Here is a 20,591-nt window from a genome sequence, read left to right on the forward strand (position 1 = left end):
CGCTGCTCCATACCCGCGCCGCCATCCACAGCGGGCCCGTGGTGTGCGGAATCACGGCAGCAGACCCGATATCGACTTGCCGATCTCGATCCGCCCGCGCATGCTTGGCCCAAGCAAGTTGTTGCTTGTTACAAACAACGCTTGGTAAAGCCAAGACAAACAGAAGGTCGAGGGCACGTGATGGGCGAGGAGGACCTCCTTGTCGCCGACCGCATCGCCCAGGAGGTCGGCGAGTTGAGCCGGATCGTCACCTCGCTGCGCAGGCACCGCGGTGACATCGCAGTGACTCACGTCCTCGTCCACCTGATCGAGCAGGGCCCCCAACGAGTGAGCGCCATCGCCGACGCCGTGGGCACGGACCAGTCGACGGTGAGCCGCAAGGTCGCCGAGCTCGTGGCCGCAGGCCTCGTCGAACGACGCCCCGACCCCCTCGACGGCCGCGCCCACCTGCTGGCAGTGACGCCGGCCGGGGCCCAGCTCTGTGAGCACGGACGACGCAAGCGCGTCGAGCTCGTCGCGTCGGTGCTGGCCGGCTGGCCGGTGGACTCCCGCCGACGCCTCGCCGAGCTACTCGGCCGCTTCGCCGACGACGTATTGGATGCGGGCCGGCGGGTCAGCCGCCGCCCAGGAGGAGAGAACTGATGTCCACCCAAGTTGCCGCCGAGCCCGTCCCCAGGGCCGAAACGGCACCATCGGGCGAGCTGAGTCACCGCCAGGTGCTGACGATCCTCACGGGCCTCGCCCTGGGGATGTTCCTGGCCGCCCTGGACCAGACGGTCGTCTCGACCGCGATCCGCACCATCGCCGACGACCTCGGCGGGCTGAGCCTCCAGGCGTGGGCGACCACCGCGTTCCTGATCACCAGCACGATCACCACGCCGCTGTACGGGAAGCTGTCGGACATCTACGGCCGCAAGCCGCTGTTCCTGACCGCCATCACGATCTTCATCGTCGGCTCGGTGATGTGCACCTTCGCCGGGTCGATGTACCAGCTCGCGGCCTTCCGCGCGGTGCAGGGCCTCGGCGCGGGCGGTCTCTTCTCGCTGGCGCTGACGATCCTCGGCGACATCGTGCCGCCCCGGGCACGCGCCCGCTACCAGGGCTACATCCTCGCGGTGTTCGGCACGTCCAGCGTGCTCGGGCCGGTGATCGGCGGCCTGTTCTCCGGCCAGGCCATGATCGCCGGAATCGACGGGTGGCGCTGGATCTTCCTGGTGAACGTGCCGATCGGTGCCATCGCGCTGATCGTCGTGGCGCGGGTGCTCACCCTGCCGCACACGTCGCGCCCGCACCGGATCGACTGGCCGGGCGCCGTGCTGCTCGCGGTCTTCCTCGTTCCGCTGCTGATCGTCGCCGAGCAGGGCCGCGAGTGGGGCTGGGGCTCCACGGACGCGCTCGTCTGCTACCTGATCGGCCTCGTCGGTCTCGTCCTGCTCCTCGTGGCCGAGCGGCACTACGGCGACGACGCGCTGCTGCCGCTGCGGCTGTTCCGCAACAACGTCTTCGCGTTGTCGAACATCGCCGGTGTCGTGATCGGCGCGGGCATGTTCGGCGGCATCTCGCTGCTGCCGCAGTTCCTGCAGATCGTGCGCGGGGCCAGCCCCACCGAGGCCGGCTTCCTCATGCTCCCGCTCGTCGGCGGGATCATGGTCTCGTCCATCGTCTCCGGCCAGATCACCTCACGCACGGGCCGCTACAAGATCTTCCCGATCATCGGCACCGCGCTGATGGTCGGCGCCACGGTGCTCCTGCACTTCCGCATCAGCGTCGACATCCCACTGTGGGAGTTCGACCTCTACATGTTGATGTTCGGCCTCGGGCTGGGCCTGTCGATGCAGACCCTGGTGCTCGCGGTGCAGAACGCGGTGCCCCCGCGGGACATGGGTGTCGCCACCGCCTCCACCACGTTCTTCCGCCAGATGGGCGGCACGGTCGGCGTGGCGGTCTTCCTGTCGGTCGTGTTCAGCACGGTCACCGGCAACATCGCCGACCAGTTCCGCAAGGCCGCCGGGACGGCGGAGTTCCAGCAGGCGCTCGCCGACCCCGCTGTGCGCGCCAACCCGGCCAACGGCCCGGTGATCGCCTCGCTGACCGGCGGCGGTGACGGCGGAGCGTCGAACGTCCTTGCCGACTCCTCGTTCCTGCAGACCATCGACCCGCGGCTCGCCCGGCCGTTCCTCGCCGGTTTCGCCGACTCGATGGCCTTCACCTTCAGCATCGTCGCGATCGTGCTGGCCATCGCCTTCTTCATCGTGTTGTTCGTCAAGGAGCTTCCGTTGCGCACCATGTCCGGTGCACAGGCCAGGGCGATGGAGGACGCGGCGCTGGCCGAGGCAGGGCCGGCCGCGGCTCCCCTGACCGCCGACGCCGCGCAGGAGCTGAACGAGAACCTCACCACCACCATCGCCGCCCGCAACGGGGGCGGCGGGCGGCACGCCCTGCTGACGCAGGAGACCAGCCCGCTCGCGGCCGTCGTCGCCGCGAACGGCAACGGCAACGGTCACGCGCAGCCCAACGGACACCACGCCGCCGACCCGCTGCCGCGCCGCGAGCCCGCGGCCTCCGCCTACCCCGCTGCCTACCCGGCCGCGGCTCCCGCCGAGCGTCCGGCCTATACCGCCGACAACGGCCCCGCCGTGTACGGCACGGTCGCCCGCGCCGACGGGATGGGTCTGCCGCAGGTCGTCGTCACCGTCGCCGACCCCGCCGGCCGCCAGGAGGCGCGCACCACGACGGGCCAGGACGGGTACTACCGCGTGGACCTGCGCACCGGCGGCACCTTCCTCGTGGTCGCCGCGGGGGGCACCTACCAGCCGCACGCGGCCATGGTCGCCGTCGGCGGCACGCCGACCCGCCACGACGTGGCGCTCAGCGGCGCCAGCGCCGTGGTCGGCACCGTGAGCACCCCCGACCCGGCCACGGGCAGCCGCATGGTGGCCGGAGCGGCGGTCACGCTGATCGACGTGCGCGGCGACGTGGCCGCGGCGCGGGTCACCGACGCCGACGGCCGCTTCCAGCTGATCGGTGTTCCCGACGGCAGCTACACGCTGACGGCCGCGAGCCCCGGCCACCAGCCGGTCGCCGTGAGCGTGCGCCTCGACGTGGGTGCGACGGTGGAGTGCGACCTCGAACTACCGCGACGTTCACGCCTACTCGGCACCGTCACCGCGGCGAGCAACGGGCGCGGCGTGCCCGAGGCGATCGCCACGCTCGTGGACGGCTCCGGCATGGTCGTCGGCTCGACGGTGACCGGTCCCGACGGCTCGTTCGTGTTCGAGGACCTCGCCGAGGGCGTCTACACCCTCACCGCGAGCGGTTACGCGCCGGTCGCGCAGATGGTGCAGGTCACGGCGGGCACGCAGGCTTCCACGGTGGTGGAGCTCGGTGCACCGAACCCGGCCGCCACCCCGCCCGCCGAGCCGCTCTTCGAGCCCTTCGACGCGGGAGGTGTGCGGTGAGCACGGTGACGGGTCAGCTGACCACCCTCGACGGCTGGCCGGTGGCCGGGGGCACGCTCACAGCGGTCGACGCGGGCGGTGTGCAGCGCGCTCGGGGCACGAGCGGTCCTGACGGGCGGATCGTCCTCGACGGCGTGCCCGCCGGGCCGTACACGTTGATCGTCGCCGCTCCGGGGCACGACCCGCTGGCCCGTACCGTCTCCGTCGGGGCCGAGCCGGTCACCGCGCTCGGGGTCCTGGAACTCAACCGAGCGGGGCTGGCGGTCCTGCCCGCCCCGGGCACGTGGGTGATCGACCCCGTGCACTCGAGCATCCAGGCCACCGCGCTGCACATCGGAATGAGCCGGATCCACGGTCGGCTGCGCCGCTTCAGCGGTCAGGTGCAGATCGCCGACCCGCTGGAGAACAGCTCGGTCGAGGTGCTCATCGACCCCACGGGCGTGGACACCGCCGACGAGATGCGCGACGAGCACCTGCGCAGCGCCGACTTCCTCGACGCGCTGCGCTACCCCGAGATCCGCTACAAGAGCGATGGTCTGCGGCGGGTCGACCACACGCACTGGATCGTCGACGGTGTCCTCACGATCAAGGGCGTGAGCGCGCCGGTGCCACTGCAGGTCGAGTTCCACGGCACGGGGCCCGACCTCATGGGCGGCGTGCGGGCGGCGTTCTCGGCGACCGCCGAGGTGTCGCGCGACGACTTCGCCATCGACTGGAACCAGTCGGTGCTCGCCGGGCTGCTGGCCGTTGGCCGCACGCTGCGGATCGACATCGACATCCAGGCAGTACGCAGCTGAGCGGTGCTCACCCCGGCCCGAAGTCGAGGGCCGGGGTGAGCACCCCCTCCAGTGCAAGCAACCATTCCTTGGTGGCCCGGCCGCCGCCGAAGCCGCCCAGGGAGTCCGACCCGAGCACCCGGTGGCACGGCACCACCACCGGCAGCGGGTTCGACCCCATGATCGACCCGACACCCCGAGCGGCCGTGTGCCCCTGCCCGCCGCTGCGCGAGGCCAGCTCCCCATAGGTCACCGTGCTGCCGAACCGCACGGTCTCGTACAACGTCTGCAACACCTGCCGCTGCCACCCGCGGGTGAGGCTCCAGTCCAGCGGCACGTCGAACGTCCGCCGGCTCCCGCCGAGGTACTCGGTGAGCTGCTCGCCCGCCGGCCCCCCGTCACCGTCCACCACCGGCTCCCCGAGCCGGGCGGCCATCCGCTCCACCGTCTCCGGATGATCGCCGAACACCACCACCGCGAGACCGGCCGTGGTGGCGCCGAGCGTGAGCGCACCGATCGGCCCGGGCGCGGGGACGATGCTGCGGACGACGGTCATGACGTCAGTGTGGCACCGGCTCCGCACCGACGGTGGGGAAGAGATCGGCCGCCAGGTGCCGGCACACCCACTCCGCCCAGTCCGGGGGCGCCCAGCCCTGCCCCACGACGAGCAGCCCGTAGGTCTCCGGCGACAGTAACGCGGCGATCACGTCGGTGGCCCGCTGCAGCGAGATCCGGTCGGTGAAGCCCGGCTTCTCGGCGAGCTCGTCGACGGCCTGCGCATGCTGGGTGAGCACCGCATGCCGCGTGCGGCCGAGCAGCTCGGCCAGCTCCGGGTCGGCGGCCGCGGCACGCAACACCACGTCGAGTGGGTGTCGCCGCTCGATGACCGCCACCGTGGCCGCCACGTAGCGCCCCAGCGCGACGATCCCGTCGGGCTCGGCCCGCAGCAGCTCCACGGACTCGGCGGGCGGTTCCTCGGGCCCGTAGCCCAACGCCGCCTCCAAGACGGCCACCTTGCTGCCGAAGGACAGGTACAGCGTCTGCACCGCCACGCCGGCCGCACGAGCGATGCCCGCCATCGTGGTCTCGAGGTAGCCGTCGCGTACGAACAGCGGGCCTGCCGCGTCGACGACGCGCGAACGGGTTGCCATCGCCCGCTCGGCGCGGACGGAGTTACGCCTGCGTGTGACGATGGAATCCTCCACTGGAACGACGTTCCAGTGAGACGTTACAACATCACGTTAACTCGCCTCGTGATCGTTCCCAGATCCGGATTTCCGCCCCCACAAGGGCGCATAAGCGGATCTCGCGGCGATCTTGCCGGCTACCGGGTGGGGGGAAGCTCCACGTCGGGCCGGTCGCTGAGACACACACCCGTGCCGCCGATGCCGCAGTAGCCGTCGGGAACCTTGGCGAGGTACTGCTGGTGGTAGTCCTCGGCGTAGTAGAACTGCATGAGCGGAGCGATCTCGGTGGTGATCTCCCCGTGGCGGGAGGCTTTGAGGGCGTCGCCGTAGGTCTTGGCGGTGCTCTCGGCGAGCTCACGCTGCGCGTCGTCCACGTAGTACAGAGCCGAGCGGTACTGGGTGCCGCGGTCGTTGCCCTGTCGCATGCCTTGTGTGGGGTTGTGGCCCTCCCAGAACAGCTTGAGCAGCGTCTCGTAGCTGATCTGCGCGGGGTCGAACACGACGAGCACGACCTCGGCGTGCCCGGTAAGGCCCGAGCACACCTCCTCGTACGTCGGGTTCTCGGTGAACCCGCCCGCGTACCCGACGGCCGTGGAGTACACGCCGGGCGTCTGCCAGAAGATGCGCTCCGCGCCCCAGAAACAACCCATGCCGAACACCGCTGTCCGCAGGCCGTCCGGGAACGGTTGCTGGATGCGATGGCGGTTCACGAAGTGCTCCGCCGGCACGCGCAACGGTGTAGAGCGGCCCTGCAACGCCTGGTCGGCGGTGATCATCTGCGACTTGTCACGTCCGAACAGGGCCATGTGGTCCAGATTACGCCCGGATGCGACCGCCGGACCGCGCCGAAAGTCAGGCTCGGCTGTTCCGATCGAACTCGTCCTGCGTGGACAGAATCTCGACCGCGTGCTCCTGGATCCACCCGAACATGCTCGCGAGAGGCTCGCTGGTGCCCCGCCCGAGCGGGGTCAGCCCGTACGTCACGCGAGGTGGCGTGGACGGCTCGACGGCCCGCCAGAGCAAGCCGTCGCGGACGAGCGTGCGCAGCGTCTGCGAGAGCATCTTCTCGCTCACACCCTCGATGCGCTCACGCAGCTCGTAGAACCGCAGATCCTTCTCGCGCAGGGCCATCAGGACCCACACGCCCCAGCGGCTGGTGACGTGGTCGAGCACGGTGCGCGCCGGGCAGTCGGAGTGGAACACGTCACTCAGCGCGTACGCCGACCAGTCCGCGATCTGCTTTCCACCCTCCACGTCGGGAGCTTACGTTCAGGTACGTCCTTACCGGAAGTAAGTCCTTTTCCTAGCGTTCGTCTCCCCAGTTCCGGAACGTGCAGGAGAAGAACATGATCGTGGTGACGGGAGCGACCGGAAACGTCGGCCGGCCCCTCGTGGAAGTGCTCGCCGCGGCGGGTGAGCGGGTGACAGCGGTGTCGCGCCGACCTGCGGAGCTGCCGAAGGGCGTGGCGCACAGGCAGGCCGACCTGGCCGAGCCGAAGAGCCTGCGCCCGGCGCTCGACGGCGCCGAGGCGCTCTTCCTCCTCGTCGCCGGCAGCGGCGAGAAGATCGACCCGCATGCGATCGTCGACGTCGCGAAGGCAGCCGGTGTCCGTCGCGTCGTGCTGCTGTCCTCGCAGGGCGCCGGGACCCGCCCGGAGTCGGTGGCGCATTCCCACCTCCGGGCGTTCGAGGACGTCATCCGGGAGTCGACCATGACCTCCACCGTCCTGCGGCCGGGAGGCTTCGCCTCGAACGCCTTCGCATGGGCGGCGACGGTCCGCGCGGAACGCGCACTCGCCGCGCCGTTCGGAGACGTCGGGCTGCCCATGATCGACCCGGTCGACATCGCCGAGGTCGCGGCCGTGGCACTGCGCGACCGGAGTCATGCCGGCCGGACGTACGAGCTCACCGGACCGGCACCGGTCTCACCGCGGCAGGCCGCTCAGGCGATCGGCGCCGCGCTGGGCGTGCCGGTGCGGTTCGCCGAGCAGAGCCGGGACGAGGCACGGGCGCAGATGCTGCGGTTCATGCCCGAGGTGGTGGTGGACGCCACCCTCTCGATCCTGGGCGAACCGTCGCCCACCGAGCAGCAGGTGAGCCCGGCCGTCGAGCAGGTGCTCGGCCGCGGGCCCCGCACCTTCGCGGAGTGGGCGGTGCGGAACGCCGCGGCCTTCAGGTGATCGCCCGGCGGGTCAGAACGCCGCCGCGGCGCCGACCCCGCTGCGGCGGTCGCCACCGGCACGCATCAGCGGCCCGTCGCCCCGGCCGACCGCGCACATCCGGCCCAGCGCCCACTCACCCGCGTCGGTGATGACGTGACCGCGGCGACGCAGCTCCTCCAGGGTGTCCTCCCCGAGCCGCGACTCGACGGAGATCCCGCCCGGCTGCCAGCCCCGGGGCGCGAACGACGACGGGAACGACGTGGTGTGCCACGCCGGGGAGTCGATCGCGGCCTGCAGGTCGAGACCACCGACGGTGTGCGCGAGCCAGAAGCACAGCTGCCACTGGTCCTGCTGGTCGCCACCGGGCGTGCCGAACGCGAGCCGCGGCTCACCGTCGCGCAGGCCGAGGGACGGGCTCAGCGTCGTGCGCGGCCGCTTTCCGGGCACGAGCGACGACGGCAGGCGGTCCTCCAGCCAGAACATCTGCGCCCGCGTACCGAGGCAGAACCCGAGTGCGGGGATGGTGGGTGAGGACTGCAGCCAGCCGCCGGACGGCGTCGCGGAGATCATGTTGCCTGCGGCGTCTACGACGTCGACGTGCACGGTGTCGCCGCGCATGACGCCCTCGCGGCTGACCGTCGGCTCGCCGAGCCCTGCCCAGCTGGTGCCGTCACCGGAACGGCCGCCCGGCTGCGCCGCGTACTCCGCGAGCCGCGGCTCGCGCCCGTCCGGTGAGCCGGGGCGCAGCTCGAGGGACGCTTTGTCGTCGATCAGAGCGCGCCGGGCGGCGGCGTACTCCGCGGACACCAGCGTCTCCAGCGGGACGGGCGCGCTGTCGCCGTACCACGCCTCGCGGTCGGCGAAAGCGAGCTTGATCGCCTCGACCGCCTGGTGCACCGTCTCGGCCGAGGCCACGCCGTCGACGTAGCGCAGGTCGCTGTCGCGAAGCAGCTGCAACGTCTGCGGCAGCACCGGACCCTGCGACCACGGGCCTACCTTCGCCACCGTCCAGCCGCCGCCGACCTCCACGGTGAGGGCGTCCTCGTAGGTGGCCGACCAGCGGGCGAGGTCGTCGGCCGTGAGCAACCCTGCGTGATCCTGACCGGTCTCGTCACGCACCGGCGTGCGGGAGAACGCCTCGATCTCCTCGGCGACGAAGCCGCGGTACCAGGCGTCCCGGGCCGCGTCGATCTGCCGCTCACGGTTGCCGCCCGCTGCCGCGGCCGCGTCGAGAAGCCGCTGCCAGGTGGCAGCGAGGGCCGGCAGGCGGTGGACGGACGTCGGCACCTGGCCACCGGGCATCCAGGTGGCGGCCGAGGTCGGCCAGAACTCGCGGAAGTGGTCGGCGATCGTCGCGATCGTGGTGGGGATCCGCGGCACCAGCGGGAACCCGGACGCCGCATATCCCAGCGCGGGTTCGAGCACATCGGCCAGCGACATCGTGCCGTGGTCGCGCAGCAGGAGGAGCCATCCGTCCCACGACCCGGGCACGCACGGGGCCAGCAGCCCGGTGCCCGGCACGATCGTCAGGCCCAGCTCGTCGCGCAGATGTGCGGTGGTGGCGGCGGCCGGCGCCACGCCCTGCGCGCACAGCACGCGGGGCGTGGTGTCGCCCGCGGTGACGAAGACCGCGGGAAGGTCGCCCCCTGGTCCACATAGGTGCGGCTCGACGACCTGTAGCACGAAGCCTGCGGCGACCGCCGCGTCGAACGCATTGCCGCCGCGCGCGAGCACGGCCATCGCTGTGGCCGTGCCGAGGTAGTGGGTGCTGGACGCGGCGCCATTGGCGCCTCTCTGCTCGTGCTTGATCGGCGACATGTCTGAATCATCGCTCCTGTGACGCGATGACGGGTGCCGAGAGCGGCGGGGATCACGCCCGCAGCAAGATCGTGGCTGGTCAGAGCTCTGACGCGAGCGGAACTTCATTTATCGCCGGGGACGTCATCCACTCCCGCAGCGCACGGGTGGCGGCCACGTCGTCGGCGTTGTACTCGAGAAGCCGCCTGCGCTGACCCTCGTCGGGGGGTGCGCCGTCCATGCCCACGGCGTCGCGGTACCAACGCATCGAGTTCTCCCCGCCGGCCTCGGGATCATGCCACGCGAAGCCCGCCGCCGGGGCGATGCGCTTGAGGCCCTTGCCGTGGGCGCAGAGGAACCACTCGCTCACCACCGCGAACAGGTCGACCCAGCACGGGTCGGCGATGAACGCCTCGACCTCGGCGACCGGAGGGATGCCGGGCATCCCGGCGAACCGCCGCGCCGATGCCAGCAGCCAGCGGTTCTCGGCCTGCTCGTTGTAGCAGTAGGCGGCGAAGCTGCGGCCGCTCTCACGGGCAGCGGCCCGGACGCCCGTGAGCCAGGACCAGAACTCCGCGAAGGAACGGGCCTCGTCGTCGGTGGGCACGGGCTCCCAGGTGGCGAAGGCGCGGTAGCCCGCGGGCTCGTCGCCGGGTAAGGCGCCGCCGGGGTGGTGGAGCAGCGCACCCCACAAGTAGGCCCCGGACTCGCCGAAGCTCTCCATGTCGACGTCGACCTCGACGTCGGCGCGGGGCACCGGCGTCTGCGGCACCCGCCGCACCACCGACAGCCCGCGCTGGCGCGCGCGAGCCAGGGCGATCATGTCGGCGAAGGTGACACCTACGGGCGGGATCGGCGGCTCGGCGGAAGGATCGAGCGCAGCGAGATCCCCGACGGTGCGCACGCCCAGGTGGCGCAGGGCGACAGCCGGCTCCCCGCGCACCACCAGGCTGACGTCCTCGGTGCGCTCCAGTTCGGCCTCGCAGGTGGGCCACCAGGGGCAGTGGCGACACTCCGTGACGCGGGACGGGGCGGCCAGCGCGGGTGCGCCGGTGGCAGCGGCCACGGCGACGGCCATGCGGTCGCCGAAGCGGGCGTCGTACTCGGCCAGGGTGGAACGGCCACCGGGCCAGTGGCCCGCCCGGAGGTCGTGCCAGACGACCACGTCGGCGTCCATGCCGATCACGCCACCGTGGTCGTGGTGGAGCAGTTCGGGCGCAGGCGCCCAGCCCGCGGCGTGCAGCATGCGGTTGAGGTGGGCGAGCCGGAGCAGGTCGCGCGGCTGGGACCGCACCTTGCGCTCCTGGTCGAGCCGGGCCCGCCGGGGTGTGGGCTCGTGGAGCGGGGTGGTGAGCGCACCGCTGCCTGGGTCGGTGATGCGGTGGCGGACCACGATGACCGGCACGTAACCGCCGCCGGGCACCCGGACGAGCAGTTCGGCGCCACCACGGCGACCTGCCGCGCCGACGTCGGACAGCACGGCACCCCAGATGAACGGGGCCTCCATGGCGACGGCCGCTGCGGTGGCCGCGATCCGCTCCCGCGTGGACGCCGGCGCGGGCACCGCGTGCCAGGCCGCCCCGGCCGCAGCTGCGAGCTCCTCGCCGATGCGGTTGCGGTGGGCGACCGCATCGGCCCGGCGCTGCTCCAGCGACGGATCGGGCAGGGATCGCGGCGATCCGACGGCGGTGGGGTCGTGGTCGAGGTGCACACGCCGACGGCAACGCGTGGTGACGGCAGCGTCGAGGGACACCCCGCCGATGGGCGTTCCATCGGCGGGCACCGGAGATAGCCGGTTCTCGATTGCCGTCACGAGGTTGAGGGTAGTGACCGCCACCGACAGTCGACGGATCCACCACGACCACCCGAACCGGTGATCCTCTTCCGGACGCGCCGGGTGGCACGGCGGAGCGGGTGCAGACGGGGAGCCCTAAGCTGCTGGCCACCGCCTTCTGATCACTCGGGCGGGCACGAGGAGGGTGAGCGGATGGGGCTCCGGCGACGGTCCGGTGACGAAGCGCGCTCCGCGGACCCCACGGCGACATCGGTCCCGGACGAGGAAGCAGCGGCTCCCGCGAAGGCGAAGAAGGAGAAGGAGAAGGAGAAAGGACGGAGGCGCAAGGCCAAGGACGACGAGGCCGAGATGGACCACGGCCGCCGCCCCCTGACCGCCGCGCGAGCCAAGCGGCTCATCGGCGTCAGCAAGGCCGTCGCTCCGCTCCTGGCCCCCTACGCGCTCGCCATCGCCGGAGTGGCGAGGGCCCGTTGGGACGCCCACCGCGCAGCACGTCTCGGGGTCGACCCGGGCCAGCTGTCCGCCTATGCCGGTCCGGGCGGCGCTCTGCACGCCCGGCTCTCGCGCGTGGCCGAGGCGCTGAACGAGCTGGAGTCGTCGTCGCAGCTGCACCCCACGCCTGCGGCCCGCACGTTCGCCGCGGAGACCCGCCCCCGGCTGGCTGATCTGTCCGTCGCCGTGCGAGCCGCCGAACAGATGCCCTCCGCTCGCCGGCGCACCGCCTACCGGGCCATCGCAGGCGAGCTCGACCGTATCGAGACCGACCTGCTCACCCACCTGGGCATCACAACCTGACGCAGGGCGGGCTACGGTCCGTACCCATGAGCGGCGGTACTGCGGGCACGCGCCGCCCGCTGCGCGGCGCGGCGCTGGCCGTGCTGAGCACGCTGCTCACCGCAGTGGGGCACGTCGCAGGCGGTGGCTCCGTGCCCGACCTCGCGCTGCTGGTGGTGCTGTTCCCGCTGCTGGCCGCCGTGTTCATGTCGCTGGCAGAGCGCGGGCGCAGCATCGTCGGCACGGTCACCACGCTCGCCGCAGGCCAGCTGGTCCTGCACCAGCTGATGGTGCTGCTGCATCCGGGCCAACTCCCCATGGGGCCCGCCACGGTGTCGGGCGTGGGGATGTTCGGCATGCACGCGGCGGTCACAGCCGTCCTGACCGCCGTGCTGATGTACGCGGACGCGGCCTCGGCCGGGCTCCTCGCCGCAGTGCGGCGCGTGGTGCCCCGGCACCTGCGCCCGCTCCCGGCCGATCGGCCGCTGCCCGCGCGGCCGGTGCCCGGCCCCGCGGTTCCCGCACGGCTCGCCCGTGCCCTCTCCGTCACGCATGTCCGGCGCGGTCCTCCGGTGTGGTGCGCAGCAGCCCCTTCACCGAACCCACACCGGAGACACCCATGTCCTCGTCCACCCGCCGGTCCGCGCTGCGTGCCGGCACCATCACCGCGGTAGCCGCGGCCGCCATCGTCATCAGCGCCGCGCCCGCATTCGCTCACGTCACCGCCCAGCCCGGCCAGGCCGAGCAGGGCAGCTACAGCGTCATCTCCCTACGTGTGCCCAACGAGTCCGACACCGCGGGCACCGTGAAGCTCGAGGTGACCCTGCCCGCCGACCACCCGATCACCTCGGTGCGCACCACTCCGAGGCCCGGCTGGACGGCCACGATGACCAAGGCCCCGGTGAACCCGCCCGTCGAGAGCCACGGGCGGTCGATCACGGAAGCCGTCCGGACGGTCACGTGGACCGCTGACCCGGGCGTCCGGATCGCGCCGGGCGAATTCGTCGACTTCCCCTTGTCGCTGGGTCCGTTGCCGACAACCACCGACCAGCTCGTGCTCCCCGCCGTGCAGACGTACGACAACGGCGAGGTCGTCGCGTGGGACCAGCCACCCGCTGCTGACGGGTCGGAGCCGGAACGACCCGCTCCCTCCATCACCTTGACGCCCGCGTCCGACGAGGGCGGCCCGACCGGCGCGGCAGCGAGCACGGCCGCCGGCCCACCGGCGTCGGGCAGCGACACCACGGCCCGCTGGCTGGGCGGCGCGGGCCTGCTCGTCGGGGCGCTCGGACTTGGCGTCGGTGCCGGCGCCGTCCTGCGATCGCGGCGGACGACAGGAGGAGACCGATGACCTCACGGATGCTGCGCGCGCTGGCCGTCAGCGTGCTGTGCGGGCTCGCGCTGCTGCTCGGGGCGGGCCAGGCGTTCGCCCACACCCGGCTGGAGAGCAGCGACCCGGCGGACGGCACGAGCCTGGCTGCACCGCCCCAGCGCGTGTCCCTGACGTTCAACGAGCCGATGCAGGCCGGTTTCACCGCGCTGACCGTGGTCGGGCCGGACCAGGCGCAGTACCAGACAGGGGATGTCACTGCGAACGGCGGCACGGTGAGCATCGGCGTGCGCCCGCTCGGCCCAGCGGGACGCTACGAGATCGGCTACCGGGTGGTGTCCGAGGACGGCCACCCGGTGAGCGGCAGCGTCGCCTTCACCCTCACCACGCCCGGTCCCGGCGGTGCCGCGGTCGCCACCCCGTCGCCTCCCGGTGGCGCCCCCACCGCGCCGAGCCCGACGACCGCCGCGGCCGAGAGCGCCCCGAACCCGCCCGACGAGGGCGGCGGTATGCCGGTGTGGCCGTGGATCGTCGGCGCGGTCGTGCTCGTCGGTGGCGGTGTGTTCGCGGCGATGCGGCTGGCCAAGGGATGAGACCACCGGCCGTGGGTCCACGCGCGGGCGGCCGGCAGCTGCTGCCGGCCGCCTGGGCGGGACTCGCGGTCGCGGCGGCGGTCCTGGCCAGCGTGCTGTCCGGGGCGCTGGCCGGCTCCACGCTGCCGTTGGTGGTCGGCACGTCCGTCACGCGCTCGGGTATGGACGTCGTCGGGGTGGCGTGCGTGGGCCTGACCTTGCTCGGCACGCTCCTTCCACAGCCTCGATCCCTGCCGGGGGCCGCGGTGCGCGACCTGTCCCGGGTGCACGCCGCGTCCGACCGGTGGCTCGTGCCACTGGCCGGAGCCTGGCTCGTACTCGTCATCCTCGGGATCATGTTCCGGGTCGCGTCCGCGTTCGGCCGTCCGGTGTCGCAGCTGAACTCCGCCGAGCTCGTGGAATGGTCGACGGACCTCGCCGCAGGCCGGGGGATGCTGCTGACCGCCGGCTGCGCTGCCGCCGTCCTCGTCTGCGGCGTCATCCGGCTGTACGACGCTGATCGCATCGAGGTGCGGATTCCCATGGTCGCCGCACTGCTCGGCATGATCACCCCCGCGGTGACGGGGCACGCAGGCTCCGCGCCCGACCACCAGCTCGCCATCATCACGGTGGGGGCGCACGTGGGTGCGGCGGCACTGTGGGTCGGCGGGCTCGCCGCGATGCTCGTGCTCGTGGCGCGCCACCGCGCCCTGCTGGAGGTGGTGCTCCCGCGGTTCTCACGGCTGGCGACCGGATGCCTCATCGCGATCACGCTGACCGGCGTGGTGACCGCGCAGATCCGGCTGCAGAGCTGGGACGCGCTCGTCACCACCGGCTACGGCTGGCTCGTCCTCACCAAGACCGCCTGCCTGGTGGGGCTCGCCTGCCTCGGCGGCCTGGCCAGGCGCCGGCTCGCGGCCGGGCGCAGCCCGGTGCTGCGATGGGCCGGGTTCGAGACGGCGCTGATGGCCGCGACCCTCGGGATCGCCGCTGCCCTTTCCCAGTCGGCCTGATCTCAGGACGGCGTGCGGTAGGCCTCCAGCAGACGCAGCCAGACCTCACTGATCGTCGGGAACGACGGCACGGCGTGCCAGAGCCGGTCCATCGGCACCTCGCCCACGATCGCGATGGTCGCCGAGTGGATCAACTCGGCCACGTCCTGACCCACGAACGTCGCACCGATCACAACGCGCCTGGTCTCGTCGACCACGAGCCGCGCCTCGCCGTCGTAGCCGTCGGCGTGCAAGGCCGCGCCCGATACGGCGATCGGGATGTCGACCACGCGGATGTCCAGCCCGGCGGCGCGGGCCTGCGACTCCGTGCGCCCCACGAACGCCACCTCGGGATCGGTGAACACCACCTGGGGCACCGCCACGTGGTCGGCGGTGGTGACGTGCTCACCCCACGGCCGGGTGTCGAGCTCCTCACCGATGGAGCGCGCCGCGATCACGCCTCCGACGATTCGCCCCTGGTACTTGCCCTGGTGGGTGAGCAGCACCCGGCCGGTGACATCGCCCGCGGCATAGAGCCATTCCCCGTCGACACCCTCGACCAGCCCGGTGTCGTCCACCGCGAGCGGCTTACCCGGCTCGAGCCCGACGGTCTCGACCCCGACCGACCCGCTGTTCGGACGACGGCCGGTGGCGAGAAGCAGTTCATCGACGATGATCGAGTCGCCCTCGACGTGCATCGTGATCGCGTCGCCCGCCGGAGAGACCGAGTCGAGAGGCCGGCTCAGACGCACGTCGACACCCTCGCTGCGCAGCGCGGCCACCACCCGCTCGCCTGCGAACGGCTCGGCGGCCGGCAGCAGCCGGGGCCCCCGCTGCACGAGCGTGACCTGCGAACCGAGCCGCTGGAACGCCTGAGCGATCTCGGTGCCCACGACACCGCCGCCGAGCACACCGAGGCGGGCCGGGATCTCCTTGGCCGCCGTCGCGTCACGGGAGCTCCACGTGCGGACGGAGTCCAGGCCCGGAACGGGCGGTCTGATCGGGACGCTCCCGGTGCACACCACCACGGCACGGCGAGCGGTGAGCGTCTCCGGGCCGGCGGGTGCATCGTCGACGACGACCGTCTTCTCGCCCGCGAGCCGGCCGTGCCCGCGCAGGACGGCGATGCCGGCGCTCCTGGCCCATCCCAGCTGGCCCTCGTCGTTCCAGTTGCCGGTGAAGTAGTCGCGGCGGGCGAGCACGGCGGCCGGGTCGAAGTCGACGGTGGTGCCGGGCAGGCGCCGGACGGCTGCCACCGCATTACCGGTGCGCAGCAGCGTCTTGGACGGAACGCAGGCCCAGTACGAGCATTCTCCCCCGAGCAGCTCGCCCTCCACGATCACGGTCGAGAGCCCGGACCGCGTGGCGAAGTCGGCGACGTTCTCACCGACCGGTCCACCGCCGATGACGACCACGTCGAAGGTCGAGCTCATCGGGACACCGCCGCCACGGCCTCGTGCACCTCGTCCTCGCCCTCGCGCAACTCCAGCACCTTCCCGATGCTGCCCGGGGAATCGAGCAGCGCCGCCAGCACGGCGGCAGTGTCGTCACGCGTGACGTCGGCGCGCTCGACGGGCGGTGGGGCGAGCAGCACCCGCCCGGTGCCCGGATCGTCGGTCAGCCGGCCGGGCCGCAGGATCGTCCAGTCCAGGTCGGTGGCGCGCAGCGCCTCCTCGGCGGCCTTCTTGGCCTTCACGTAGGCCGCCCACACCTCGTCCCTCCCGGGATCGAGCGGCTCGTCCACACCGGTCGACGAGACGAGCAGGTAGCGCTGCACCTCGGCCAACCTCGCGGCCTCGGCCAGCAGCTCTGCAGCCGCCCGGTCGACGGTGTCCTTGCGGGCCACACCGCTGCCCGGCCCCGCGCCTGCCGTGAACACCACGGCGTCCGCGTCCGTCAGGTGGACGGCTAGCTCCTCGGCGGTCGCGGACTCCAGGTCGACCACGGCGACGGTGCCACCCGCCTGCTCAACATCGCCGCGGTGATCCGGGTTGCGCACCACCCCCGTCACCACGTCGCCGCGGCCGGCCAGCAAGGCCACGAGCCGCAGTCCGATCTTGCCGTGGGCTCCTGCGATCACCACCTGCACCGCGGAAACGGTAGTCGCGCCACACCGTGGCTGCCCGGCGAGTGCCCCGTCCCGGGGACCGAGCCACCCCGTTCGGCCCCTAGGAGCGGTTCGCCTGCCGGTTCGGCCGCAAGGTCCAGACCACGGACAGGTGTGTGGTCTCGCGGCCCTCGGCGTCGGTGACCACGACGGACACCGCGAACTCCGGCCGCGTGCCGGCGTCGAGCTCGGCGAGGACATCGGCCGATGGGCGTCCGAGCACGGCCGTGGCGGTGAGTGGACCGCGGGCCAGCCGCAGGTATCGGACCTCGCTGCTGACGACGAGCGGCGTCGCGCGCTCCAGGAGAGCGCCGAATGCCGCCATCGTGATCGCTCCGGAGGCGGTCTCGCCCAACCCGAAGATCATCGCGGCGTGCGGTCCGCCCACGTGGTTGTGCACGGCGGCGTCATCCGGGAGGCGCACCACCGCACGCTCCGGCGTGACCTCTGCGAACTCCAGGCCCATGCTGCGGACCCACGGGACCGACTGCGCCATCGCCTGACCGACCCAGCCCGTGTCCGTCGCCACGGCGGTGACCCTACTCGTCGGTAGCCCCACCGGACAGTCGGTGTTCGACGGCACGCCGGACAAGGCGTCCTGCCGCCTCCACCCTAGGTCAACCCCGCCATCCGTGACCGGGCCGCGTCCGAGGTGTCCGTTTTATCGCTCCGTGGAATAGGGGTGGTTGTGACGGCCACTACCCCGGATTGGAATCGAGATGCGGGCTGGATTCGAGGACAGACACCCACGGAGGTATGCCGGTGAAGGCCGTCCGGGTACACGAGTACCACGTCGATCCGTCGATCGACGACATCCCCGAACCGAAGCTCGCGGGACCCCTCGACGTGATCGTGAAGATCGGTGGTGCCGGGGTCTGCCGCACCGATCTGCACATCCTTGAGGGGCAGTGGGCCGAGGCCATGAACCCCGCGCTCCCCTACGTCATCGGCCACGAGAACGCGGGCTGGGTGCACGAGGTGGGCGAGGGCGTCACGAACGTCGCCGTCGGCGACACGGTGATCCTGCACCCGCAGCCCTCCTGCGGGCTGTGCCTGGCCTGCCGGGCGGGCCGGGACATGCAGTGCGAGAACGCGTTCTTCCCCGGTCTGTCCGACAACGACGGTGGCATGGCCGAGTACCTGCGCACCACCGCCCGGGCATGCGTGAAGCTCAACCCCGACACGAACCCCGCCGACGTCGCCGCGCTCGCCGACGCCGGCATCACCGCCTACCACGCCGTACGCAAGGCCGTGCCGTCGCTCTACCCCGGGACGACGGCCGTGGTGCAGGGCGCGGGCGGGCTCGGGCACATCGGCATCCAGGCGCTGGCGGCCCTCACCGCCACGCGCATCATCGTGGTCGACCGCAACCCCGACGCGCTGGCGCTGGCCAAGCAGATCGGCGCGGACGAGACCGTGCAGGCCGACGGCAACCACGTCGAGGCGGTCAAGGACCTCACCGACGGCAAGGGCGCGGACGTCGTGTTCGACTTCGTGGCCGAGCAGGGCGCCGAGAACGACGCGTGGCAGATGACCGCGCCCGCGGGTTCGCAGTACATCATCGGCTACGGCGGTGAGGTGCGAATTCCGACACTGGACTTCGTGGCCGGCGAGAAGAACATCATCGGAAACATCGTCGGCACCTACAACGACCTGGCCGAGCTGATGGTCCTGGCGCAGGCCGGAAAGGTCACGCTGCACACCAAGCAGTACCCCCTCGACGCAGCTCTCGACGCCCTCCACGATCTCGACGCCGGCCGAGTACGCGGTCGCGCGATTCTCGTCCCGTAGTACCGATTTCCAGCTGGTTCCGCACCGACGCGAAAGAGGCCACCACATGTACGAGAAGGACGGCGAGAAATACTTCATCGTCGACTCACACAGCCATTTCTGGGATGCGAGCCGGGAGAACTGGAAGCCGGGAGCCGAGGAGTACGCAAAGGGTTGGATCGACTGCTTCTACGGCTACCACCAGCTCGGCCCGCCCGAGACCCACTGGGACTACGAGAAGTACCTGAAGGTCACGCCCGAGGACTTCGAGCGCGACATGTTCACCGAGGGGCACGTCGACTACGCGATCTTCCAGTCGACCTACCTCAAGGAGTGGTACACCACCGGCTTCAACACCGCAGCGAAGAACGCCGAGCTGCTCGAACGGTGGGGTGACCGGCTCATCGTGAACGGCCGTTTCGACCCACGCGACGGCGATGCCGGCATGGCCGAACTCGAGGCCGACGCCGAGAAGTACAACCTCAAGGGCGTGAAGCTCTACACCGCGGAGTGGAACGGCGCCTCCCGGGGCTGGAAGCTCACCGACCCCGAGTCGTACCGGTTCCTGGAGAAGTGCCAGGAGCTCGGCATCAAGAACATCCACGTCCACAAGGGCCCCACGATCTGGCCGCTGAACAAGGACGCGTTCGACGTCGCCGACGTGGACCAGACCGCCACCGACTTCACCGACCTGAACTTCATCGTGGAGCACGTGGGCCTGCCGCGTATCGAGGACTTCTGCTTCATGGCGGTTCAGGAACCCAATGTGTACGCGGGTCTGTCCGTGGTGATCGGCGGCCTGATGCACGCCAGGCCGAAGTTCTTCGCCAAGGTCATCGGTGAGCTCATGTTCTGGGTCGGCGAGGACAAGATGCTCTTCGGCGGCGACTACAACATCTGGGTGCCGAAGTGGCAGGTCGAAGGTTTCGTCGACTGGCAGATGCCCGACGACGAGGCATTCACCGACTACGCGAAGCTCACCACGGAGACGAAGAAGAAGATCCTCGGGCTCAACGCGGCGAAGCTCTACGACATCCCGGTTCCCGAGGAGCTCCGGATCCGCACCACGGCCGGAGCCGACCTTCAGCCGGGCGAGGAGCTCGTCAAGGACGCCGCGGGGGCGCAGGCGTGATGCAGTGCCCACCCGGTTCCGAGCTTCGGGACGCGGTGTGGGCCGCGCTGGGGACGGTGCTCGACCCGGAACTGGACGAGCCCATCACCGAGCTCGACTTCGTCGAGTCGTGCACCGTCTCCGAGAGCGGCGCCACCGGCGCTGCCGAAGTCGTGGCGACCGTCGTCCTGCGGCTGCCCACCTTCTTCTGCGCGCCGAACTTCTCGTTCCTGATGGTCGCCGACGCCTTCGACGCCGTTTCCGCGGTGCCGGGAGTTGCGCGGGCCGACGTGACGCTGGCCGACCACCACGCCTCAGCGGAGATCAACAGCGGGGTGGCCGCCCAGGCGGGGTTCGTCGGGTCGTTCGGGGAGGAGGCCGGCGCGGAGCTCGACGAGCTGCGCGCACAGTTCCTCCGCAAGGCAGCGCTCGCAGGCCAGGACCGCGTCGCCCGGCCTCTGGTCGACGCCGGCGCCGGTCCCGACGAGCTCGCCGAGCTGACTCTCGGCTCGGTGCCGCCGTCACCGGAGCTGGATCGGCTCCGGGAGCGGCGCGCGGCGATCGGGATGGCACACGGCGACGACTCGCCGCTGCTCGTCCACGCCGACGGCAGCCGGGTCACCACCGCCGAGGTGCCGCTGCACCTGCGGCGGGCGCGGCTGCAGCGGATCGGGATCGAGACCAACGGCGAGTACTGCAAGAGCCTGCTCAAGACGAGGTACGCCGACGCAGTGCGTTAGCACGGCGGGGTGACACCACC

The 20,591-nt window shown here is 71.7% G+C and carries 21 protein-coding genes; 12 read left to right on the plus strand and 9 right to left on the minus strand.

Annotation, left to right across the window (positions count from 1 at the left end; all coding sequences use genetic code 11):
* The first annotated feature begins 180 nt into the window (after positions 1 to 180).
* From MMF94_RS33960 to MMF94_RS33970, 3 genes are read left to right on the plus strand one after another with little or no spacing between them, the layout of a single operon-like run.
* Complete coding sequence (locus MMF94_RS33960; protein WP_241041544.1) at positions 181 to 642, plus strand: MarR family winged helix-turn-helix transcriptional regulator; 462 nt, start codon at positions 181 to 183, stop codon at positions 640 to 642.
* The gene (locus tag MMF94_RS33965) at positions 642 to 3,458 is read left to right on the plus strand and encodes an MFS transporter (RefSeq protein WP_241041545.1); all 2,817 of its coding nucleotides are present in this window, start codon (positions 642 to 644) and stop codon (positions 3,456 to 3,458) included. Before MMF94_RS33960 ends, MMF94_RS33965 begins: the two co-directional genes overlap by 1 nt.
* Positions 3,455 to 4,255, plus strand: a complete 801-nt coding sequence (locus MMF94_RS33970) for a YceI family protein (RefSeq protein WP_241041546.1) — start codon at positions 3,455 to 3,457, stop codon at positions 4,253 to 4,255. The genes MMF94_RS33965 and MMF94_RS33970 overlap by 4 nt, the downstream gene beginning before the upstream one ends.
* A gap of 7 nt (positions 4,256 to 4,262) precedes the next feature.
* On the opposite strand, the gene MMF94_RS33975 is transcribed toward MMF94_RS33970, so the two are convergent.
* The 4 genes from MMF94_RS33975 to MMF94_RS33990 form a co-directional block, all read right to left on the minus strand.
* A complete protein-coding gene (locus tag MMF94_RS33975; RefSeq protein ID WP_241041547.1) occupies positions 4,263 to 4,790 on the minus strand; it encodes a methylated-DNA--[protein]-cysteine S-methyltransferase in 528 nt (175 codons plus the stop codon).
* Positions 4,791 to 4,794: 4 nt separating this feature from the next.
* A complete protein-coding gene (locus tag MMF94_RS33980; protein WP_241041548.1) occupies positions 4,795 to 5,439 on the minus strand; it encodes a TetR/AcrR family transcriptional regulator in 645 nt (214 codons plus the stop codon).
* A gap of 119 nt (positions 5,440 to 5,558) precedes the next feature.
* The gene (gene msrA / locus MMF94_RS33985) at positions 5,559 to 6,227 is read right to left on the minus strand and encodes a peptide-methionine (S)-S-oxide reductase MsrA (RefSeq protein ID WP_241041549.1); all 669 of its coding nucleotides are present in this window, start codon (positions 6,225 to 6,227) and stop codon (positions 5,559 to 5,561) included.
* 46 nt (positions 6,228 to 6,273) lie between these two features.
* Entirely contained in the window at positions 6,274 to 6,675 is a 402-nt protein-coding gene (locus MMF94_RS33990; RefSeq protein ID WP_241041550.1) for a winged helix-turn-helix transcriptional regulator, read from the minus strand.
* A gap of 92 nt (positions 6,676 to 6,767) precedes the next feature.
* Here MMF94_RS33990 and MMF94_RS33995 point away from each other — a divergent pair, with 92 nt between their 5' ends.
* The gene (locus MMF94_RS33995) at positions 6,768 to 7,601 is read left to right on the plus strand and encodes an NAD(P)H-binding protein (protein WP_241041551.1); all 834 of its coding nucleotides are present in this window, start codon (positions 6,768 to 6,770) and stop codon (positions 7,599 to 7,601) included.
* A gap of 12 nt (positions 7,602 to 7,613) precedes the next feature.
* Here MMF94_RS33995 and MMF94_RS34000 read toward each other — a convergent pair whose 3' ends face one another.
* Both MMF94_RS34000 and MMF94_RS34005 read right to left on the minus strand, forming a co-directional pair.
* Entirely contained in the window at positions 7,614 to 9,401 is a 1,788-nt protein-coding gene (locus MMF94_RS34000) for a gamma-glutamyltransferase family protein (protein WP_241041552.1), read from the minus strand.
* A gap of 79 nt (positions 9,402 to 9,480) precedes the next feature.
* Positions 9,481 to 11,193 carry a TM0106 family RecB-like putative nuclease gene (locus MMF94_RS34005; protein WP_241041553.1) on the minus strand — a complete coding sequence of 571 codons (1,713 nt, stop codon included), beginning with the start codon at positions 11,191 to 11,193 and terminating at the stop codon, positions 9,481 to 9,483.
* 174 nt (positions 11,194 to 11,367) lie between these two features.
* Here MMF94_RS34005 and MMF94_RS34010 point away from each other — a divergent pair, with 174 nt between their 5' ends.
* Genes MMF94_RS34010 through MMF94_RS34030 form a run of 5 tightly spaced genes read left to right on the plus strand, consistent with a single transcriptional unit; the run spans position 11,368 to position 14,864 of the window.
* Complete coding sequence (locus tag MMF94_RS34010; protein ID WP_241041554.1) at positions 11,368 to 11,970, plus strand: DUF6474 family protein; 603 nt, start codon at positions 11,368 to 11,370, stop codon at positions 11,968 to 11,970.
* Positions 11,971 to 11,996: 26 nt separating this feature from the next.
* Positions 11,997 to 12,623 (plus strand): hypothetical protein, encoded by a 627-nt coding sequence (locus MMF94_RS34015; RefSeq protein WP_241041555.1) that lies wholly within the window; start codon positions 11,997 to 11,999, stop codon positions 12,621 to 12,623.
* Positions 12,569 to 13,300, plus strand: a complete 732-nt coding sequence (locus MMF94_RS34020; protein ID WP_241041556.1) for a YcnI family copper-binding membrane protein — start codon at positions 12,569 to 12,571, stop codon at positions 13,298 to 13,300. The genes MMF94_RS34015 and MMF94_RS34020 overlap by 55 nt, the downstream gene beginning before the upstream one ends.
* A complete protein-coding gene (locus MMF94_RS34025) occupies positions 13,297 to 13,872 on the plus strand; it encodes a copper resistance CopC family protein (RefSeq protein WP_241041557.1) in 576 nt (191 codons plus the stop codon). The genes MMF94_RS34020 and MMF94_RS34025 overlap by 4 nt, the downstream gene beginning before the upstream one ends.
* A gap of 11 nt (positions 13,873 to 13,883) precedes the next feature.
* Complete coding sequence (locus tag MMF94_RS34030) at positions 13,884 to 14,864, plus strand: copper resistance D family protein (RefSeq protein WP_241041558.1); 981 nt, start codon at positions 13,884 to 13,886, stop codon at positions 14,862 to 14,864.
* Positions 14,865 to 14,866: 2 nt separating this feature from the next.
* Here MMF94_RS34030 and MMF94_RS34035 read toward each other — a convergent pair whose 3' ends face one another.
* From MMF94_RS34035 to MMF94_RS34045, 3 genes are all read right to left on the minus strand, one after another.
* Positions 14,867 to 16,276 (minus strand): dihydrolipoyl dehydrogenase family protein, encoded by a 1,410-nt coding sequence (locus MMF94_RS34035; protein WP_241041559.1) that lies wholly within the window; start codon positions 16,274 to 16,276, stop codon positions 14,867 to 14,869.
* Positions 16,273 to 16,932: an NAD(P)H-binding protein gene (locus MMF94_RS34040; RefSeq protein WP_241041560.1), complete on the minus strand. Its 660-nt coding sequence runs from the start codon at positions 16,930 to 16,932 to the stop codon at positions 16,273 to 16,275. Before MMF94_RS34040 ends, MMF94_RS34035 begins: the two co-directional genes overlap by 4 nt.
* A gap of 79 nt (positions 16,933 to 17,011) precedes the next feature.
* The gene (locus tag MMF94_RS34045) at positions 17,012 to 17,479 is read right to left on the minus strand and encodes a DUF4442 domain-containing protein (RefSeq protein WP_241041561.1); all 468 of its coding nucleotides are present in this window, start codon (positions 17,477 to 17,479) and stop codon (positions 17,012 to 17,014) included.
* Positions 17,480 to 17,712: 233 nt separating this feature from the next.
* Between MMF94_RS34045 and MMF94_RS34050 the strand changes: the two genes are divergently transcribed.
* From MMF94_RS34050 to MMF94_RS34060, 3 genes are read left to right on the plus strand one after another with little or no spacing between them, the layout of a single operon-like run.
* Positions 17,713 to 18,741, plus strand: coding sequence for an NAD(P)-dependent alcohol dehydrogenase (locus MMF94_RS34050; protein WP_241041562.1), 1,029 nt, complete (start codon positions 17,713 to 17,715; stop codon positions 18,739 to 18,741).
* Between the two features lie 46 nt (positions 18,742 to 18,787).
* Positions 18,788 to 19,852, plus strand: coding sequence for an amidohydrolase family protein (locus tag MMF94_RS34055; protein ID WP_241041563.1), 1,065 nt, complete (start codon positions 18,788 to 18,790; stop codon positions 19,850 to 19,852).
* On the plus strand, positions 19,852 to 20,571 hold the full coding sequence (locus MMF94_RS34060) for an iron-sulfur cluster assembly protein (RefSeq protein WP_241041564.1): 720 nt from the start codon (positions 19,852 to 19,854) through the stop codon (positions 20,569 to 20,571). Before MMF94_RS34055 ends, MMF94_RS34060 begins: the two co-directional genes overlap by 1 nt.
* The last annotated feature ends 20 nt before the right edge of the window (positions 20,572 to 20,591 follow it).

The sequence above is a fragment of the Pseudonocardia alaniniphila genome, assembly GCF_022524485.1.
In the GTDB taxonomy this organism is placed as follows: domain Bacteria; phylum Actinomycetota; class Actinomycetes; order Mycobacteriales; family Pseudonocardiaceae; genus Pseudonocardia; species Pseudonocardia alaniniphila.

Excerpts from the sequence above, each read along its gene's own strand:
- msrA (WP_241041549.1), bottom strand. The coding sequence starts at position 6,227 with ATGGCCCTGTTCGGACGTGACAAGTCGCAGATGATCACCGCCGACCAG.
- MMF94_RS34015 (WP_241041555.1), top strand. The coding sequence starts at position 11,997 with ATGAGCGGCGGTACTGCGGGCACGCGCCGCCCGCTGCGCGGCGCGGCG.
- MMF94_RS33975 (WP_241041547.1), bottom strand. The coding sequence starts at position 4,790 with ATGACCGTCGTCCGCAGCATCGTCCCCGCGCCCGGGCCGATCGGTGCG.
- MMF94_RS34055 (WP_241041563.1), top strand. The coding sequence starts at position 18,788 with ATGTACGAGAAGGACGGCGAGAAATACTTCATCGTCGACTCACACAGC.
- MMF94_RS33960 (WP_241041544.1), top strand. The coding sequence starts at position 181 with ATGGGCGAGGAGGACCTCCTTGTCGCCGACCGCATCGCCCAGGAGGTC.
- MMF94_RS33995 (WP_241041551.1), top strand. The coding sequence starts at position 6,768 with ATGATCGTGGTGACGGGAGCGACCGGAAACGTCGGCCGGCCCCTCGTG.
- MMF94_RS34020 (WP_241041556.1), top strand. The coding sequence starts at position 12,569 with ATGTCCTCGTCCACCCGCCGGTCCGCGCTGCGTGCCGGCACCATCACC.
- MMF94_RS34010 (WP_241041554.1), top strand. The coding sequence starts at position 11,368 with ATGGGGCTCCGGCGACGGTCCGGTGACGAAGCGCGCTCCGCGGACCCC.
- MMF94_RS34060 (WP_241041564.1), top strand. The coding sequence starts at position 19,852 with ATGCAGTGCCCACCCGGTTCCGAGCTTCGGGACGCGGTGTGGGCCGCG.
- MMF94_RS34000 (WP_241041552.1), bottom strand. The coding sequence starts at position 9,401 with ATGTCGCCGATCAAGCACGAGCAGAGAGGCGCCAATGGCGCCGCGTCC.
- MMF94_RS34025 (WP_241041557.1), top strand. The coding sequence starts at position 13,297 with ATGACCTCACGGATGCTGCGCGCGCTGGCCGTCAGCGTGCTGTGCGGG.
- MMF94_RS33965 (WP_241041545.1), top strand. The coding sequence starts at position 642 with ATGTCCACCCAAGTTGCCGCCGAGCCCGTCCCCAGGGCCGAAACGGCA.
- MMF94_RS34035 (WP_241041559.1), bottom strand. The coding sequence starts at position 16,276 with ATGAGCTCGACCTTCGACGTGGTCGTCATCGGCGGTGGACCGGTCGGT.